15 protein-coding genes and 2 tRNA genes are annotated in these 12,517 nt (G+C 57.5%); 8 read left to right on the forward strand and 9 right to left on the reverse strand.

The window, feature by feature from the left end:
- Positions 1 to 27 precede the first annotated feature (27 nt).
- Both FJ546_RS17455 and FJ546_RS17460 read right to left on the reverse strand, forming a co-directional pair.
- Positions 28 to 101 (reverse strand) — tRNA-Cys (locus FJ546_RS17455).
- A gap of 483 nt (positions 102 to 584) precedes the next feature.
- Positions 585 to 872, reverse strand: coding sequence for a hypothetical protein (locus FJ546_RS17460; protein WP_095772873.1), 288 nt, complete (start codon positions 870 to 872; stop codon positions 585 to 587).
- A gap of 221 nt (positions 873 to 1,093) precedes the next feature.
- Here FJ546_RS17460 and FJ546_RS17465 point away from each other — a divergent pair.
- Both FJ546_RS17465 and FJ546_RS17470 read left to right on the forward strand, forming a co-directional pair.
- Positions 1,094 to 1,168, forward strand: a tRNA-Asn gene (locus tag FJ546_RS17465).
- Between the two features lie 74 nt (positions 1,169 to 1,242).
- Positions 1,243 to 1,695 (forward strand): gamma-glutamylcyclotransferase family protein, encoded by a 453-nt coding sequence (locus FJ546_RS17470; RefSeq protein ID WP_140890463.1) that lies wholly within the window; start codon positions 1,243 to 1,245, stop codon positions 1,693 to 1,695.
- Positions 1,696 to 2,004: 309 nt separating this feature from the next.
- Here FJ546_RS17470 and FJ546_RS17475 read toward each other — a convergent pair whose 3' ends face one another.
- The 3 genes from FJ546_RS17475 to FJ546_RS17485 are packed head-to-tail and all read right to left on the reverse strand — an operon-like array spanning position 2,005 to position 5,200.
- Complete coding sequence (locus FJ546_RS17475) at positions 2,005 to 3,075, reverse strand: serine/threonine-protein kinase (protein WP_140890464.1); 1,071 nt, start codon at positions 3,073 to 3,075, stop codon at positions 2,005 to 2,007.
- Positions 3,072 to 4,139: a serine/threonine-protein kinase gene (locus tag FJ546_RS17480; protein ID WP_140890465.1), complete on the reverse strand. Its 1,068-nt coding sequence runs from the start codon at positions 4,137 to 4,139 to the stop codon at positions 3,072 to 3,074. The genes FJ546_RS17475 and FJ546_RS17480 overlap by 4 nt, the downstream gene beginning before the upstream one ends.
- Positions 4,136 to 5,200 (reverse strand): hypothetical protein, encoded by a 1,065-nt coding sequence (locus tag FJ546_RS17485; protein WP_140890466.1) that lies wholly within the window; start codon positions 5,198 to 5,200, stop codon positions 4,136 to 4,138. Before FJ546_RS17485 ends, FJ546_RS17480 begins: the two co-directional genes overlap by 4 nt.
- 584 nt (positions 5,201 to 5,784) lie before the next feature.
- Between FJ546_RS17485 and FJ546_RS17490 the strand changes: the two genes are divergently transcribed.
- Both FJ546_RS17490 and FJ546_RS17495 read left to right on the forward strand, forming a co-directional pair.
- Positions 5,785 to 6,000 carry a hypothetical protein gene (locus FJ546_RS17490; RefSeq protein WP_140890467.1) on the forward strand — a complete coding sequence of 72 codons (216 nt, stop codon included), beginning with the start codon at positions 5,785 to 5,787 and terminating at the stop codon, positions 5,998 to 6,000.
- 206 nt (positions 6,001 to 6,206) lie between these two features.
- Positions 6,207 to 6,392 (forward strand): hypothetical protein, encoded by a 186-nt coding sequence (locus FJ546_RS17495; protein ID WP_140890468.1) that lies wholly within the window; start codon positions 6,207 to 6,209, stop codon positions 6,390 to 6,392.
- Positions 6,393 to 6,898: 506 nt separating this feature from the next.
- On the opposite strand, the gene FJ546_RS17505 is transcribed toward FJ546_RS17495, so the two are convergent.
- Positions 6,899 to 7,099, reverse strand: coding sequence for a hypothetical protein (locus tag FJ546_RS17505; RefSeq protein ID WP_140890470.1), 201 nt, complete (start codon positions 7,097 to 7,099; stop codon positions 6,899 to 6,901).
- A gap of 206 nt (positions 7,100 to 7,305) precedes the next feature.
- Here FJ546_RS17505 and FJ546_RS17510 point away from each other — a divergent pair, with 206 nt between their 5' ends.
- Positions 7,306 to 7,791, forward strand: coding sequence for a cupin domain-containing protein (locus FJ546_RS17510; RefSeq protein WP_246686870.1), 486 nt, complete (start codon positions 7,306 to 7,308; stop codon positions 7,789 to 7,791).
- A 97-nt stretch (positions 7,792 to 7,888) separates the two neighbouring features.
- Here the strand turns inward: FJ546_RS17510 and FJ546_RS17515 are convergent, their stop codons facing one another.
- The gene (locus FJ546_RS17515) at positions 7,889 to 8,344 is read right to left on the reverse strand and encodes a carboxymuconolactone decarboxylase family protein (protein ID WP_140890471.1); all 456 of its coding nucleotides are present in this window, start codon (positions 8,342 to 8,344) and stop codon (positions 7,889 to 7,891) included.
- Between the two features lie 272 nt (positions 8,345 to 8,616).
- Here FJ546_RS17515 and FJ546_RS17520 point away from each other — a divergent pair, with 272 nt between their 5' ends.
- The 3 genes from FJ546_RS17520 to FJ546_RS17530 all read left to right on the forward strand — a co-directional run bounded on the left by FJ546_RS17520 (position 8,617) and on the right by FJ546_RS17530 (position 10,419).
- Entirely contained in the window at positions 8,617 to 9,375 is a 759-nt protein-coding gene (locus FJ546_RS17520; RefSeq protein WP_181167977.1) for a copper homeostasis protein CutC, read from the forward strand.
- On the forward strand, positions 9,372 to 9,860 hold the full coding sequence (locus tag FJ546_RS17525; RefSeq protein WP_140890473.1) for a GNAT family N-acetyltransferase: 489 nt from the start codon (positions 9,372 to 9,374) through the stop codon (positions 9,858 to 9,860). The genes FJ546_RS17520 and FJ546_RS17525 overlap by 4 nt, the downstream gene beginning before the upstream one ends.
- Positions 9,861 to 9,921: 61 nt before the next feature.
- Entirely contained in the window at positions 9,922 to 10,419 is a 498-nt protein-coding gene (locus tag FJ546_RS17530; RefSeq protein ID WP_140890474.1) for an SRPBCC family protein, read from the forward strand.
- 1 nt (position 10,420) lies between these two features.
- On the opposite strand, the gene FJ546_RS17535 is transcribed toward FJ546_RS17530, so the two are convergent.
- Together FJ546_RS17535 and FJ546_RS17540 are read right to left on the reverse strand one after the other, a co-directional pair.
- A complete protein-coding gene (locus FJ546_RS17535; protein WP_140890475.1) occupies positions 10,421 to 11,443 on the reverse strand; it encodes an acyltransferase in 1,023 nt (340 codons plus the stop codon).
- A gap of 265 nt (positions 11,444 to 11,708) precedes the next feature.
- Positions 11,709 to 12,506, reverse strand: coding sequence for a xanthine dehydrogenase family protein subunit M (locus FJ546_RS17540; protein WP_140890476.1), 798 nt, complete (start codon positions 12,504 to 12,506; stop codon positions 11,709 to 11,711).
- Positions 12,507 to 12,517 lie beyond the last annotated feature (11 nt).

Raw genomic sequence — 12,517 nt, forward strand, 5'->3', positions numbered from 1 at the left:
GCGCTGAGCGCGCGGGAGCCCGGGTATTGGAGGCCTCGCCCGGAATCGAACCGGGGTGCAAGGATTTGCAGTCCTCTGCGTAACCACTCCGCCACGAGGCCTCGTTGCTCCCGGCGTTCCACCCGGTTCCAATAGGTTGCGGCGAAAATGGCGTCAAGCGGCCACCACGCATTCCGCGCGGTTTCCTCTGCAAGAATCCGACCCTCCACATCGAGCGTCGCGGCCACGGTGGGTCACGGCGCATATTAGACGATCATTAAGCATAGCAGGAGGATCCCGAGAAACTCCACGCCCACGCCACCGTTGAGAAACGAGGAGGACTTCGCCATGCGACCGGCAACGCCGAACACCGGAACGAACGCCTCGGACGGTTTGTCGCGATCAGCATGCGAGGCATTGCTGCGCCATGCCATCGACTGCCTTGCGATAGATGGCACCGCGAGGCTTTCGCCGCGCGACCGCGCGCGTCTCGCCTCGGCTGCCGCCGTTCTCAGGGAAATCCGCGAGGATTTGGAGAGAGATGGGAACCGAAAAGCGGATCCGCCAAAATCCGAAACACGAACAAGGGCAGAAGGATGGCACGGTCAAAGGCCCGGCTTGGTGCCCGTCGTTCCATCCGGCCGACGCCGCCGCTCCCACCAGACGACGAAGCGACGCCGGTGGCGTCGCACCATGGCGAATTCATAGGAGAGCACCAGCAATCCGATCGGAACCATCCAGAAGCCAAGGATCGGCAGAAAGCCGAGAATGCCGCCAATGGTCAAAAGAATGCCGATCGTGATTCTGAGGCCACGCGATTGCGGCATGGTGAATTCGCGCCCGAAAATCGAGATCTTTCGTGCCGGTATCCGGTTTTCGTCTGCTGCCGTCATCGCCAATGGCTGCCCGTCTGGTCGCTCGAAGAAGCCTGTTTAGGAAAGCCGCGACCACCGTTTCGGTTCCGCGCCTATCGCCAAGACGGCTAATATGAGGGCGGACGCCGCCGATTGCGAGAAACCGCCGCGCGAAAAAGTCTCGGAAAAAAGCGAAATGCTTCTTTGCAAAGCCGAAAGGTGTTTGCTATAGGCTGCGCCACTTGCTGAAGAGCATCCGTTCCCCGGTAGCTCAGTGGTAGAGCAACCGGCTGTTAACCGGTTGGTCGCTGGTTCGAATCCGGCCCGGGGAGCCAATTCGCTTGTGTAAAGCCATATTTCTCAATAGTTTCAGTATCTAGGCGCTCCCTCCGGTCTAGCGGGACCCAAAATGACGCTTGTCTTCGGATACGGCTCTAACATGGACGACGGCCAGATGGACACTCGCTGTCCGAATCGTGAAAAGATTGGAATAGCGGTCTTGCGTAACTATCGTCTCTGCTTCCCACGTCTCTCACAAAATCGCGGCTGTGGTGTTAGCTCGGTTGAGCCAGCGGCCGGCGGCGAGGTTTGGGGAGTAGTGCACCGTCTAAACGAGGCTGATTTGAGATCCCTCGACAAAAGCGAGGGCCTTCGGCCGGGCCGTGGTGCAGAGGCCAACGGCTACAATCGAATATCCATCACCGTGGAACTCAAGGGCTCCCTCATTGAAGTCCAAACCTACATCGCAGTCGCCACGAAAAATCCCCCGGCACCTAACATTCAGTATCTCACGCACATTCGAAATGGCGCGCAACAGCATAACCTACCGGACAGCTATCGGGAGTGGCTTGCAAAGCTGTAAATACGCGGCGACCAAGGGAGGCTTCCCGGGGATATCGCAGTTTCTCCACCGAACTAGATGTTTGATCCCAGGCTTTGATGGGGCATCCTTGTCTTCCGAATCAAGGGATGCGCTATGGGCCAGGTTCTGCACGGGAGCGCCACGACGACAGAGGCGATCCGTCGAGCGATACAACATAGTCAAGAGAGCCTGAGAGCGCTGGATTTGCTCTAGCTCGGGATCATAAATTCATCGGCATTTCTGAAATCACTCCAATGCCCGATTGGGCGGCCGAAATGTCCCGCTGTTACGCTCGAATAACAGATTAAACTAAGAGATAATTGCCTTGACGATCGGAAAAGCTCGATCCCAAGGCTGACCAGAATCGCGCCCAAACCACACTCGCGAGCCTACGGTTACCGATCCCGATCCGTAAAAGCATTTTGGGTGCCACATCAAGACGGAACCTTTCTCATCTAAGATGCGACCCGTTACGCCCGGTATATGAGTCACCGTGCCAAAGCTATACGTTGTAGTTCCGTAACACAGGATTTCGCACAGCCCAACTAACTCCTTAGCTGTTGGACGTTTGGTGACGTCCTTATCTAGGCATTGCAGAATGATGTCATATAGCTGACCGCCGAGTGTCTTGAACTGTGCGCCATTCAACAGGCTGGGTTTTTTAGGAGGAACAGCATCAACAATCTTCGGAATTGATTTCAGGCCAGTTCCAAAGGGTAACTCACCAGAAAGAAGCTCGTAGATTATGGCTGCAATTGCCCACACGTCGGAGGATTTCTTCGCCACCTTGAAATCATTGATCGCCTCCGGCGACATATACGGTATTGCGCCGAGCACAGTCTTCGAGGATGTTGCGCCTCCGACTTCAGCCCATTGCCCGATCTCCTCCTCGGCCATCTTAGCAATTCCGAAGTCTGTGATCTTCACGTCATGGAACAATGCACCTCCAACGACCATGATATTGCTAGGCTTCAAATCGCGATGGACCACGTCAGCCGCATGCGAAGCGGCCAGACCTTTCGCCAATTGATGGAAAATGCGAGCACAAGTGGATGGGGGCAAATACGGAAGATTGCCGGCCATCACAGCGAATAGGTCCTTGTCGGGAACCAACTCCTCTACAAGATACGGTCTGTCGCCCTCCTCAAAGTAGTCAAGTGTCTTCGCTACGTTTTGATGATTGACCCGCGCACTGACTACAGCCGACTGCTTAAATCGCTTCACCCCAGCGTCATCTTTCGGTGTCTTCAAGGCAACATTTCGCTCGAACAGAACGTCAAAAGCGACATAAACGTGCTGCATTCCCCCTGCGCCAATCCAATGCTTGGGCACGTAGCGCTCTGCCAGCGTTGGCGCACCTGTTGAAATCGGTCCCTTCAATTCATAACCTCCGGATGAGATACGTCCGCAGTAATCGATGTTCGCCCGCGCAGCGAGGGATCGCCCAATACAATGACGGATGATCCTTGCAAAACGTACCCCATCATCACTTGTTTATTGTTATGGCGCACATGGCCCGAGAACGCAGTCACTACAAAGTCCAACCCGTTATAACTTATCGTAACCGTGTCCGACCCAGAGCTCAATTTCACCTGTTTCTTAGCGCTATCCACCACATGATCTGTTCCGTTATGTGTGAGGAGCATGCGGTGCTTCCCATAGAGCAACTGCTTTCCAAGTGCTGCTTTTAAGTCAGCTGCGGACGGTCTCGAAGATGGATTGCTACTGAGGCAACGATTTAGCAGCACGGTGGCACCAACAGAAAGCTTCAGCGGGATATTGTCGAAATTCGATGGGACCGCCGGAACAATTGGAGGCGTATAACCAAGTTCTGGAGGAAGATTGCCTCCGTTAAAAAGCCACAAGGCGGTTGCACCGAATGCAAAAACGTCAACCGAAGCATTAAAATTATGGTTCCCGTCTTTGTCTGGTTTGAAAACCTCAGGCGCAGTATAAAACGCAGTATAATACAACTGCTTCGTCTTTGCGTCTGACTGCATCTTAGCTAAACCAAAGTCGAATATCTTCAAAACACCGGAACTATCAATCTTCATATTATCCGGCTTTATATCTCGATGAACGCGGTTAGCCAGATGAATGTCATTGATCCCCGAAATAATCGAGTAAAGGAGTCCAAGAGCTTTCGTTTCGCTTGTTGCGGGATCGAGTGGCTTCAACGGAGATCCTTCAATAAACTCCTCCACAAATCCTACTATATCGGACCCATCTCGCAAAACGTCTAAGACCTGCACGACATATTTTGATCGTATGTCTGCCAGTGCCGACAGTTCGTCCATTAGCCGGTGTTTTTCGATACCAGCCTTTAGCGACTTGACTACGACCTTACGCTGGAGATTCTCGTCGCGACAGACCAACGTGTCTGACATTCCCCCGCCCGATAAAGTCTGTATCACCACAGCGTAGCGACTTGGCAGGTTGATCATGATTCTTCGCTATCCTGGCTTCCAAATTCAATGTTGAGCTGGGGCTTAGCAACTACTTCTTCATCGCTATTTTTGGCAAGTGTGCTTTGGTTTTTTTTGCTCGACCTCTGCCGAACACGTGGGGGTTTCTTCTGTTTTGGAGCTTCCGTTGCTGGCAATTTGTTTTTAGGTAATTCCAATCCCGACGAAGTTTGGGGTTCATCCAACCAGATCTCAAGCTTATCGCCTTGTCCCCAAAGCGTCAGTTCGACCCCTTCACCGAACTTTGGCGTCCAACCAACTTCAGAACCGATTATCGAAACTGCTGTAGAGTTGTCCTCAATGCCAATAGCTTCTGCAACGTACATGACTTTGCGAACCAGCTCATTGGGACTAAGAGAGTGCCTTGCTATCCCGTCAAGCGTCTTTCTTCCGATGCTGTGAGCGCCATCAGATGTCAAAAGATAGGTCGTCCTCATGCCATTTGGGAGGCGAAAAACATGTGGCTCGATAGTTGCGCCAATCCCGACAAACTGAAGCAGTCTATTGTCGAGAATGTCTTCATCAGCACCGCTAGGAGGGCGTAGCTGTCCTCCTATCGTATCATCTCGGGTGATCAAACTAAGCCCGTCAGATACGCTGCATTCATAGAGGCGACTGTCGCCCACATGAACTGCCCAAGCGTCCCTCGTGCCGGTCGCTACGATGGCAGTGAGAGTGGTTCCGCCGCTGCCTCTAAAGCGCCGGTGGACCTCTCGGTTTGCCGCAGAGACCGCTTCATAAAGTTTCTTTTCGATAGGTTGCCGCGATGCCGTGACGAACTGGCCGATGAAATTGCTGGCGGCGCACGCCGCGGCCTCCCCTCCTGCAGTCATACCCCCCATTCCATCGCAAACGAGAGCGATAAGAAATTTCTGACCGGATGGCATCGAGACTGTAGCTACGGCTGCCCGGTCTTGATTATCGTGGCGAACAGGACCCTGTAGCGTGCCTATAGCTAAGCCAGCACTTGCTTGCGTACTTCTTCCGGGGAGTTCTCTCGACAGGAAGAACTCTATGCGTTCGATCAGTCCCGTTCTCACAAGTGCTCCAATTTGGTGCGGGAATCCATTTCTTCGTAGGTAGTATCCCACAAAGACGGCGCTCTACAACTGTATGAACGTTTCACCGCGCGGGCATTGGCTTTTTGCGCTGGAATCCCCACACCAAAGGGAAGCGCACCGGATTGGTAAATTTCCTACGACGAGCAATCGGCTAGCTTGGCAACTCACATGCGCTGTCATATTGTCGTCCTTGCGGTACACAAATGCGCCGCATGAGGTACAAAACTAAGGAATGCGGTAGGTGAAGGGTCGCTTCCCAAGCTACTGAAATTATTTAGGTAATTCGGCTTTCTGCCTCGGTTCGATTTCGTTCGGTTTGCCCGGCCCCGGGGAGCCAAACATTTTCAGATACTTAGCTATGATGTCTGCGTGAGCGCGAAATTGCGCTTTTGCCTTTGGGGCTATGTCTGGGGCAATAATTGCGTGGCGCCAGTCAGTCGAGAAGCGTCTGAACGGCCTCCTGGACCGCGCCATGGGCCTGATTACATCCTTCATTCGCATGTTTCTACTATATTAGCATTGACGCATATAATTGCCATGCGGCGCCTGGAGCGGAGACCCAGATGGGCGGCTATAAGGCCTGGCATGATGCTATTCACGACCATCAGGTCGAAAGTTTCGCTTCGGAGAACGGTTTGACTGCGGACCTGGTCTGGGAGTTGATCCTAAAACACGGCAACAGCCGTAAGGCCGTGATCAAAGCTGCGCAGGGTCTAAAAGGTGATGTCAGGCAACACGGCCGATCAGCACCCTACCCGCCGACGCGCCCCGGACGATGAGCGTGGCCCGACGAAAGCAATAGCCGGCTTGCTCCAATAAGCCGCGCTGGGCCACTGCCAGGTCGCTCGCTTGGCGTTTTCGAAAGTCGGCTTGCGCATGATTTGGAGAATCACAGCCACCTATGTCATTACATTCGGGAACGCTAATACGATGGGCGACCGACTTCGTGAGACATTCCGAAACCGTCAGTCTTTGAAGCAGGAGCATGGCCGACACCAAACCGTCGCCCCCAACTGTAGAAATCAGCCAATCCTTGGGCGAGTGGGTCGTTGCGATCGTAACAACGGACGGCAACACCTATTCTAGAGCCTTCGAACGTGAATCCGATGCCGTCGCTTTCGCTGTCGATCAGCGTTTGCATCTGGGATTGCAACTTCCGCCGCCCGATTAGTCGCCCTGAACCGGCACCTTGCTTAGGCCTTTGTCCTCCTGGACTGGCCCAGGGTCAGGAAACCATCCCTTATCAGGTCCAACGCGTCGAGCGCGTCTTCATCCAACAAGTTTGTCAAGGGCACTCCACCCACGCGCACAACCTTGTTGTTGTCTATGTCGTAGACCTCCCAGAGCCCATCATTGACTCTTCGGATTGCGTGCCGTCGATCCATAAGGAGTCTCTAATAAACGAATCACCGAAGCGCCAGCAAGAAAACTCGATCCAAAGAGTTAACGGTGGAAAACCATACTCGCTTTGGCAAGCTCCTGCGATGACGCGCAAAGAGGCCGCGTCAAATCAGATCAAACTGGCAATCAGACTTTTCCACGAAGGCGAGTTCGCGGCGCCATCACCCCAAAATCGTCCAGCACTTCCGAAAGGCAGCCGGCTTGCGTTTGTGGTCGACCGGCGCGGTGCTCGACCTTAAGGGGCAAAGAGGATGGCGAAACATGCCGCCGCCTTGGCTACCAGGCCAAGCGGACTATCTGGGAAAGCTCATCAATGTCGCCATAGATCATCGAACCCTTGACGAGCAAACATCTGTTACCGAGAACTTTGAAGAGTGGGCTCGACGCGGTGCAAACCGGCCGGTCATTGTCCTTGGCCTCGGCATAGCCGATGCTGATGGCAAGGACAGCGATAGCAATGAGTGTCGTCTTGGTCATATTGGGCCACCCACCAGCGAGCCTCTGCAAAACATAGGACGTGAGTGTCTATTAGCACTTGCTCATATTATGCCTCATCCGTCAATTAAATGAAGCGGACCCATCTTCGATCGCGCGCTAGATCAAAGCCGGCGGAGACCAGAGAGCGACCCGAGGCGAGCGCTATAAAAATCGCCGCTTCACCATTGCTTTCCAAGGAGTTTGCGATGGATTACGTGGAACGGCGAGGAAGCCTGCGGAGCCATCCCACGGTGCCCCCTCACGCAAGAATCCTGGTTTCGGTTCTGCTGGCCGCGGTTGCGCTTTACGCGAATTGCGCTCTGGCACTGGACAGCACCAGCACGCCTATCGTCGTCACCCCGCTCGCATCACGCACGACCACCGCTTCCGGCCAGCCGATCACGCTGCCGCAGAAGAACGTGCAGGTGCTGGTGTCGAGCTATGACATCGCACCGGGCGCGACCTTGCCGGTGCACCGGCACCCCTTCCCGCGCTATGCCTATGTCGAGGCCGGAACGCTGAAGGTCACCAATGTCGAGACCGGCAACAGCAACACCTACGACACAGGCGATTTCATCATCGAGATGATCGGCCAGTGGCATCAGGCCACCAACATCGGCGATGGCCCGGTCAAGCTCCTGGTGATTGACCAGGTCGAGCAAGGCGCCAAGAACACGGAACTGCGGCAGTAGCCAAGCGTCACGCTCATGTGGCGAAAGGCGGGAGGCAACACGCCGCCCGCCTTCCCGCTCCGTATCGGATAACCATCCTGCAGCGCAGGACCAGTGCTCAGCCCCAGCTGCCGACCGTCTGTCGTGTCGTCGCATTCAGCCGGTTGAAGGCGTTGATCAGGGCGATCTGGACAACCAGCGCGGCAAGGGCTTTTTCATCATAGTGGCGGGCGGCTTCGTCCCAGACATCGTCCGGCACGGCGTCGGGCCGGTCGGCGAGCCTGGTGCCGGCCTCGGCCAGCGCCAGGGCGGCCCGTTCGGCGTCGGTGAAGTAGGGCGTCTCGCGCCATGCCGCCAGCGCAAAAATGCGCTCGTCCTTCTCGCCGGCCTTCTTCAGTTCGCGCGCGTGCATGTCGACGCAGAGGCTGCAGGCATTGATCTGGCTGGCGCGCAGATGAATGAGCTTGCGCGTCACATAGGGTATGTCGGCCGCCTCGGTCGACTTGTCCAACGCCAGCAGCGCCTGCAGGGCGCCTGGGATGAGCATCACGGGATTCTTGAGTCTGGCTTGCATGGTCTTCTCCTTTTGAAGCGTTTCGTCAGGACGTGTTTTGCCGAGCCCGGAAGCAACGCATCCGGGATTTCAGCAGATGGGATTTCGGCTGCCGCCGCACGGTCACCGGTCAATCCATAACCGTGTAGCTATGGGTTATTCATAACTACACAGTTATAGGACTGTCAAGCCGGGAAATGTCGGCTGGTCCAAATGGCGGTGCGCCGTTCACGCTTTCGCGGCAGCCGCCCGGGTGCTAGGGCTTTGCGCAACATCATGGACTGGATCGCCCCTTGACCACGAAAACCCGGCTGCCGCTGATCGAAATCTGTGTCGAAGGCATCGATGGCCTGCTCGCCGCGCAGGCTGCCGGCGCCGACCGGGTCGAATTGTGCGCCAGCCTGGTCGAAGGCGGCATCACGCCGAGCCTCGGCACGGTGCGCGCGGCTCTCGACCGGGCGACCGTGCCGTTTCACGTCATGGTGCGGCCGCGCGGCGGCGATTTTCTCTACAGCGAGACCGAATACCGCTCGATGCTCGCCGATGTCGCGGCGCTGCGCGATCTCGGCGTGCCGGGCGTGGTGTTCGGCTGCCTGAACGCCGACGGCACCATCGACGAGAAGCGCATGAGCGAATTGACGGAGGCCGCCGGCTCCCTGAACGTCACCTGCCATCGCGCCTTCGACATGACACGCGACCCGGCCGAGGCGCTGGAGGCGCTGATTCGCTGCAAGGTCGGCCGCGTGCTGACCAGCGGCCAACGCGACACCGCGATCGAAGGACTGTCCTTGCTGGCGGATCTGGTGCGCCAGGCCGGCGACCGCATCATCATCCTCGGTTGCGGCGGGCTCGATCTCGGCAACATCACCGAGGTGCGCCAAAAAACCGGACTGGCCGAAATGCACTTTGCAGCGCTGAAGGACGTGCCAAGCGCCATGCACTACCGCAATCCCAAGGTTGGCATGGGCGGCTCCGATCTCGATCGCGAATACCGCAACACGGTGACCGACACACCGCAGGTGGCGGCGACGATCGCGGCGGCCAAGACATGACCACCCCGATAGACCGCATAGCGCAAGGCGACGAAGCGGACATACTGGCGCTCAACAACGAGCATGCCGCCGAACTGTCCTGGCTCGAAGCCGAGCGGCTGTCGTTCCTGCTCGGCGAGGCGTTCTACGCACGGCGCATCGGCGATCTCGAAGCCTTCATCATGACCTTCGACCAGGAAGCCAACTACGACAGCCCGAACTTCATCTGGTTCCGCGAACGCTACGAACGCTTCATCTATGTCGACCGCGTCGTGGTGGCGGCGCATGCAAGGGGCCGCGGCCATGCGCGCCGGCTCTATCGGGACCTGTTCGAACATGCCGAACGCGCCGGCCACACGCTGGTCACCTGCGAGGTCAACGCCGATCCGCCCAACCCCGCCTCGGACGCCTTCCACGCCGCGCTGGGCTTTACCGAGGTCGGCGAAGCGGTGATCCACGGCGGCAAGAAAGCGGTGCGGTATTACGTCAAGCAGATCGTCACTTGATTGCTGGCCACATAAAGAAGACACTCCTAATATAAGCGTTCCACCAAATGGAGGAACCGCGATGCCAAGCAACGTCTTCCGCTTCGACGAAAGCTGGGACATTCCCGAAGGCACGCCGCAGCAAGTATGGGATGTGCTCTCCGACGCTGAACTGCTGCCGCTCTGGTGGGGCGAGGTCTACAAGGAAGTGGTTCCGCTCGACCGCAAGGGCAAGGCGTCAGTCGGCTCGCGGGCAAGGGCGCGGGCGCGCGGCGCCCTGCCCTATGAGTTGAACTTCATCATCGAGGCCGCCGAATTCGAGCCGGGCCGGCTGGTCGTCGTGAAAACCTTTGGCGACTTCGACGGTCTGTGGCGGGCCGAACTGTCGCCGTCGGGCAGCGGCACCCATGTCCAACTGACCTGGCAGGTCACTGTCGAGAGGCCGATCCTCAAATTCCTGGCACCCCTGCTGCGGCTGGCCTTCGCCTGGAACCATCGCTGGACAACGCCGCGCGGCGAAGCCGGCCTGCGGCGCTATCTCAGGCTCGCAACAACAGTGCCTCGGCGCGATGACGCCTGAATCACCAATTGCGGTTCAACCATTCACGCGTCGGCCGCTCGATGAGGTAATAGCTGCAGAGCGCGCAGGCAAAGACCCCGGCCAGCATCGGCCATGGACTGCTGCCTTGCTCGTAGACGAATTTGTAGAAGGGCTGCTGCCACAGATAGAGTGAGTATGACCACAGGCCCAACGTCGCCATGGGCCAGGACGAGAGCAATTTGGAAAAGATTGGCGTGCTGAAATCGAGCGCATTGACGGCCAGCGCCAGCAGCGGCACCGCCAGGAGATAGTGGATCGGCGTCGGCACCGGGTCCATGAACAGCAAAACCGCGACCGCCGCCGCTGCCAGGGCGATGTAAGGACCCTTCAGCACCGCCGACAGCCGGCCTTCGGCCTTGAGCAGGCAGATCGAAGCCGACAGCAGGATCGAGGCGATGTGCACATCGGTGCGCCAGTAGGTAGCTTCGTAATCCAGCCTGAACACCCAGTACGACACCGCGCCGTTGGCCATTGCGAGCAAGGCGAGCGTCACCAGCAAAGGGATGACGCGATTGCGGCTGGAGACGAGCGCGCTGATCAACGCCAGGATGATGTAGGCATGCTCCTCGACACAAAGCGACCAGATATGGTCGAGCGCTCCGGCGCGGGTGACGAGAATTCCGGCGTAATTGTAGGTGAATGTCAGCGCCGTCAGCGCCGCCTTCCACTTGAAAGCGATGAACGTGCCGGAAAGCGCGATTATGGCGATGACGACGAAGACCAGCAGCGCCGGGTAGATGCGCGAGAAGCGGCGTTTGAAGAACTTCTTCAGCGGGTAGCGTTCGATGAACAGGATCTCGCCCATCAGCCGGCCGCTGAGCACGAAGAAGAACTCGACGCCCAGCACCCCCAGATTGATTCCCGGAACCGGAAAAAAATGCCCGATCAGCACCAGGGCAATCGACAGGCCGCGCCAGCCATCGAGATAGGCCAATCTTGTTCTGGCCGATCTGTCGACGGCGGATCGGGACGGAACGATCTGGGTCGCGGTAATTTCGGACATGCCGATCCTTCGCATTGGCATGCGAAAGGGTACGGCGGTACATCCGAACCCGGCTCGCATTCCCGCCCCAACCCATACTGCAGTGCAATATAGGTTTGTGCAAGTGCGAGATTGGCAGCGACGCAGTTCCTTAAGCAGCAGGCTGCCGGAATTGCTTCAAGCAAAAGACCAGTCGCGTGGCGGAATTCCTTCACGAGCCGCACGGCTACACCATCGCATACAAAAGGGACCAAGATGGCCCCTTTCATGTCGGCAACCGATGCTGTCAGGCGTTAGCCGCTGCCACAGCGCGCTTGGCCATGACCGCAATCAGGTTGGCGCGGTAGTCGGCGGAAGCGTGGATGTCGCTCATCAGGTTCTTCGCCGGCACTTTCACGCCGGCGAGCGATGCGGCGTCGAAATTCTTCGCAAGGGCTGCCTCGATCTCCTTCGAGCGGAACACGCCGTCGTCACCGGCGCCGGTAACCGCGACGCTGACGCCGTCCTTGCCCTTGGCAACGAACACGCCGACGATCGCGTAGCGTGAGGCCGGGTTGCGGAATTTTTCGTAGGCCGCCTTTGCCGGGGCGGTGAAGGAGACCGCCGTGATGATCTCGCCATCCTTCAAGGTCGTTTCGAACAGCCCTTTGAAGAACTTGTCGGCCGATATCTCGCGCTTGTTGGTGACGATGGTGGCGCCCAATGCCAGAAGGGCCGCCGGATAGTCGGCCGCCGGATCGTTGTTGGCGATCGAACCGCCGATCGTGCCCTTGTAGCGCACCGCCGGATCGCCGATCAGCGATGCCAGATGGGCAAACGCCGGGCAGGCCTTCTTGAGCTTCTCGTCGTTGGAGACGTCGAAATGCGTGGTGGCCGCGCCGATGGTAACCGTCTTTCCCGACACCTTGACGCCCTGCATCTCCTTGATGCGCGACAGATCGACGAGATCGGAAGGGGCCGCCAGCCGCGTCTTCATGGCAGGTATCAGCGTCATGCCGCCGGACAGCAGCTTGGCGTCGCCGCTCTTCACCAGCTTGGCGGCATCCGCGACCGAGGCGGCGCGATGGTAGTTGACCGAATACATGGTTGTTCCTC

This window comes from Mesorhizobium sp. B2-4-19 (assembly GCF_006441315.1).
Lineage (GTDB): Bacteria > Pseudomonadota > Alphaproteobacteria > Rhizobiales > Rhizobiaceae > Mesorhizobium.

Coding starts and splice junctions, on each gene's coding strand:
- FJ546_RS17535 (WP_140890475.1), bottom strand. CDS start 11,443: ATGTCCGAAATTACCGCGACCCAGATCGTTCCGTCCCGATCCGCCGTC.
- FJ546_RS17480 (WP_140890465.1), bottom strand. CDS start 4,139: ATGATCAACCTGCCAAGTCGCTACGCTGTGGTGATACAGACTTTATCG.
- FJ546_RS17470 (WP_140890463.1), top strand. CDS start 1,243: ATGACGCTTGTCTTCGGATACGGCTCTAACATGGACGACGGCCAGATG.
- FJ546_RS17510 (WP_246686870.1), top strand. CDS start 7,306: ATGGATTACGTGGAACGGCGAGGAAGCCTGCGGAGCCATCCCACGGTG.
- FJ546_RS17540 (WP_140890476.1), bottom strand. CDS start 12,506: ATGTATTCGGTCAACTACCATCGCGCCGCCTCGGTCGCGGATGCCGCC.
- FJ546_RS17505 (WP_140890470.1), bottom strand. CDS start 7,099: ATGACCAAGACGACACTCATTGCTATCGCTGTCCTTGCCATCAGCATC.
- FJ546_RS17515 (WP_140890471.1), bottom strand. CDS start 8,344: ATGCAAGCCAGACTCAAGAATCCCGTGATGCTCATCCCAGGCGCCCTG.
- FJ546_RS17460 (WP_095772873.1), bottom strand. CDS start 872: ATGACGGCAGCAGACGAAAACCGGATACCGGCACGAAAGATCTCGATT.
- FJ546_RS17495 (WP_140890468.1), top strand. CDS start 6,207: ATGGCCGACACCAAACCGTCGCCCCCAACTGTAGAAATCAGCCAATCC.
- FJ546_RS17525 (WP_140890473.1), top strand. CDS start 9,372: ATGACCACCCCGATAGACCGCATAGCGCAAGGCGACGAAGCGGACATA.
- FJ546_RS17490 (WP_140890467.1), top strand. CDS start 5,785: ATGGGCGGCTATAAGGCCTGGCATGATGCTATTCACGACCATCAGGTC.
- FJ546_RS17530 (WP_140890474.1), top strand. CDS start 9,922: ATGCCAAGCAACGTCTTCCGCTTCGACGAAAGCTGGGACATTCCCGAA.